Origin of the sequence: Vaccinium witches'-broom phytoplasma str. VAC, from assembly GCF_000309405.1 — a bacterium.
GTDB lineage: Bacteria > Bacillota_I > Bacilli_A > Acholeplasmatales > Acholeplasmataceae > Phytoplasma.
The window spans coordinates 1-4115 of the sequence record NZ_AKIN01000241.1; the positions used below are offsets into that span (position 1 = coordinate 1).

Sequence of the window (4115 nt, forward strand, 5' to 3'; positions counted from 1 at the left end):
TTTTGAATAAAAAGGGGTATTGATTAAATGGCAAATATTAAACAACAAAAAAAACGTAATAAGACTAACGAAAAACGTAGATTAAAGAATGCTTCTTACAAATCTTCGGTTAAAACAGCAATTAAAAAATTTAAATCTGCTGTGGTAGCTTCTGAAAAAACGCAAGCTTTAACATTATTAAATTACGTTAATAAAAAATTAGATAAAGGCTTATCCAAAGGAATTTATCGCTCTAACTTTGTTTCTAGAAACAAATCTAATTTCGCTAAAATGTTTAATCAAATTTAATGAATAAACATTTTTTCTTTAAAAATCAATCAAAAAAAATCAATAGCAAGGTTATCATATCTTTTGGTCGATATGTTAATTTGTTTTTACTATTATAAAAAATTTTTTTAAAATCTCTATTATAAAATAGACTTAATAAAAATATTATCACAGTAGTTTTAATATTTGTCTTTTAGGTTTATTGTTTTTGTAATAACCGGATAAAATGAAGGATTATGTTAATATAATGTTAGACTTGAAATTTATAATTCAAAATATGGAATTAGTTATTCAAAAACTACAAACAAGACAAGAAGACTTTTCTTATTTAGAAGAACTTATTTTATTAAATCAATCGCGTAAAAATTTAATTGTTTCCATAGAACAAATGAGGTTTAAAAAAAATAATCTCTCTCGCTCTATAGGGATATTAAAAAGAGAAAACAAATCCATTGATGAAGAAGTGATCGCTAAAGAGGCTATTTCTAAAAAAGAATTAGAAACATTAACGCAAGAACTACAAACCATCGAAAATAAAATTAATCACCTGTTGCATATTGTTCCTAATATTCCTCATGAATCTACCCCTATCGGTCAAAGCGAAGAAGATAATGTTGTTATTAAACACTTTATGGAACCAGAAGAACAACCTTTCCCTATTAAAGATCACGTGGAAATAGGTGAAAAATTAAATATTTTAGATTTAAAGGTGGCTGCTAAAGTAACTGGCAGCAGATTTGCTGTTTTAAAAGGAGCTGGAGCTCGTTTGGAAAGAGCTTTAATTAATTTTATGATGGATACGAACTCTCAAAAGGGTTATCAAGAAATCATCCCTCCTTTTATTGTCAACGAAAATTCAATGTTTTCTACCGGTCAATTACCTAAATTTGAAAAAGAACTTTTCAAATTAAAATTAGATAAATATAATTGGTATTTAAATCCGACTGCTGAAGTTCCTACTATTAATATCCATCGTAATGAAACTTTAAAGGCAGAACGATTACCCATTAAATATGTCAGTTTTACTACTTGTTTTAGACAAGAAGCAGGAGCTGCTGGAAAAGATACCAGAGGCATTTTAAGACAAAAACAATTTAATAAAGTTGAATTGATTCAATTTGTAGAACCTCAAAATTCTTACACTGTTTTAGAAGAAATGTTAAAAGATTCTGAAGAAATTTTGCAAAAGTTAAAAATACCTTATAGAGTGGTCGCTTTATCAACGGGCGATTTAGGTTTTAGTATGACTAAAACTTATGATATTGAGGTATGGTTGCCTAGTCAACAAAAATATCGCGAAATAGCTTCTATCAGTAATGCAGAAACTTTTCAAGCTCGAAGAGCCAATATTAAATTTAATAAAAATAAAAAAGATAAAAACGAATACGTTCATACTTTAAACGGATCAGCTTTAGCTATCGGACGAACTATGATCGCTATTATGGAAAATTATCAAAATAAAGACGGAAATATTGTAGTACCTGATGTTTTAAAAAGTTATATGGGAATCGATATTATTAAGTAACTTTTCAAAAGGTTGCAAAAACCATTGTGAAAGGAATTTAAGGGATAAAAATTATGAATAAATGGGAAGATAAATTAAAAAAAATTAATATTTGGTATATTATGCTTTTCATTATCTCTATCGGCGCCATAATGTCTTTAAGAGGTGTAGTTCAAAAATCATTAAAAAAAGACGAATCTGAATTAGAAATATTAAATCTTTTAGACAAAAACGAATTGAAAATAAAACCTATTTTAACAAATGGTCTCCCTGTTTTATATGATTTAATAGTGACCTATAAAGAAGGTGATGATAAAAAAACCAAAAAATATTCTTTCGTTGATGAAGAAAGTTTTCACCGAATAAGGAACGAAGTGGAAAAAAAACACACACCTTCTTCTCATAAAGTTTTGTTAGCTATAACTATTCAAGATCCTGACATGGGATTCGGTCCTTTAGTTTCTTCTTTAAGAATATCTTTAACAGTCTTGCTTATTTATTTTTTCTTTACAAGTATGAAAGATATCGGAAGCCAATTCTCAGAACAATTTGGTGATAAAAATAAAACCCAATTAAGAAGAGAAGTAGTTCAAAAACCAACTTTAACTTTTAAAGATATCGCTGGCGCTGACGAAGAAAAAGAAGAAATGAAGGAATTAATCGACTTTTTAAAAAACCCTAAGAAATACATAGATATGGGCGCCAGAATTCCTAAAGGAGTTTTATTATCAGGACCTCCCGGCACTGGTAAAACTTTATTAGCTAAAGCGGTTTCTGGCGAAGCTGGCGTTCCTTTCTTTGCTGCGTCTGGTTCAGATTTCGTAGAAATGTATGTTGGTCTAGGAGCTTCTCGTGTAAGAAGTTTATTTAAAAACGCTAAAATGAATGCTCCTTGTATTGTTTTTATCGATGAAATTGAAGCTATGGCTCGTAAAAGAGGATCTGATATGGGACATAGTGAAAACGAACAAACCTTAAACCAACTTTTAGTAGAAATGGATGGTTATAATAAGAATTCAGGCGTTATTGTTATTGCTGCAACTAACCAACCTGAACGCATAGATTCTGCGTTGTTAAGGCCAGGGCGTTTTGACCGTCAATTTACCATTAATTTACCCAGTTTAAAAGATCGTGAAGCTATTTTAAAACTACACGCTTCTAACAAAAAAATAGAAAAAGATATTAGTTTAGAAGAACTAGCTAAGGAAACACCAGGTTTCAGTGGCGCCCAATTAGAAGGTATTTTAAATGAAGCTGCTTTGCTAGCTACAAGAAGAAGAGCGAGCAAAATCAATAAAAATGATTTAAGCGAAGCTTTAGATAGAATTTTAATTGGTTCTATTAAAAAAGGCGGCAGATACACTAATAAAGAGAAAAAATTAGTTTCTTTCCATGAGGCAGGTCATGCAGTTATTGGTCTTACATTGCCCAATGCTAAAAAAGTCCAAAAAATCACTATTATCCCTCGTGGTAAATCTGGCGGTTATAATTTAATGTTACCGGAAGAAGAAACTTATTTCTATTCTAAAAAAAGATTATTAGCCGAAATAACTTCTTATTTAGGCGGAAGAGCGGCAGAAGAATTATTTTTAGACGATATCTCTTCAGGTTCTTATGACGATTTCAAACAAGCAACTAAAATTGCGAGAATTATGGTGACTAAATTCGGAATGAGTGTTGTCGGATTAGCTCAATACGGAGAAGAAGCACCAACTTTTCACAAAGATTTTTCCGAATCTAAAGCTGTAGAAATTGACCAAGCTGTTCAAGATATTTTAACTAATGCTTACGCTGAAGCCAAACAAAAACTTTTAGACAACAAAGAACTTTTATTCAAAATCGCTGATTATTTATCTGAGATTGAAACTCTTTCTAAAAGAGATATTGATGAAATATTTGCAACTGGTAAAATCTCTTGGTACGAAGAAGAAAAACTTGCTAAAGCAGAAAAAGAAGAAGTCAATGATAAAGCAAAATCAAAAACTAAAGAAAAAAAAGAAGCTTTACTTTATAACGATTCTGATGAAGAAAACACATCTGAAGAACAAGCAAAAACTGTTTCTTCAAATGATAACAATGATGTATCAGAAGAAAAAAACGCTAACTCATCCGAAGAATCAGATAATAAAAATTCAGAAACAGAAACAACTATCGAAGATGAAAATCTAGAAGTTGATGGCAAAAGAGAAGAAAATGAACATGATAATGATGAATAAAATGAAGAATAATTCTGATTCATCAAAAAATATTTATTAAAAAAAACTAAAAAATTACTTTTCCGTAACAAACCAAAAAAATTTCTTCTTTTTGGTTTGTGTACTTTATTTAAAATAAATGTATTTTA

At 29.7% G+C, this 4115-nt stretch carries 3 protein-coding genes; all 3 read left to right on the forward strand.

Annotated elements, in window-relative coordinates:
• Positions 1 to 27: 27 nt before the first annotated feature.
• The 3 genes from rpsT to ftsH all read left to right on the forward strand — a co-directional run bounded on the left by rpsT (position 28) and on the right by ftsH (position 3987).
• A complete protein-coding gene (rpsT, locus tag RI68_RS03225; protein ID WP_017192556.1) occupies positions 28 to 288 on the forward strand; it encodes a 30S ribosomal protein S20 in 261 nt (86 codons plus the stop codon).
• 226 nt (positions 289 to 514) lie between these two features.
• On the forward strand, positions 515 to 1792 hold the full coding sequence (serS, locus tag RI68_RS03230) for a serine--tRNA ligase (RefSeq protein WP_017193793.1): 1278 nt from the start codon (positions 515 to 517) through the stop codon (positions 1790 to 1792).
• Positions 1793 to 1845: 53 nt separating this feature from the next.
• The gene (gene ftsH, locus RI68_RS03235; protein WP_017193794.1) at positions 1846 to 3987 is read left to right on the forward strand and encodes an ATP-dependent zinc metalloprotease FtsH; all 2142 of its coding nucleotides are present in this window, start codon (positions 1846 to 1848) and stop codon (positions 3985 to 3987) included.
• Positions 3988 to 4115 lie beyond the last annotated feature (128 nt).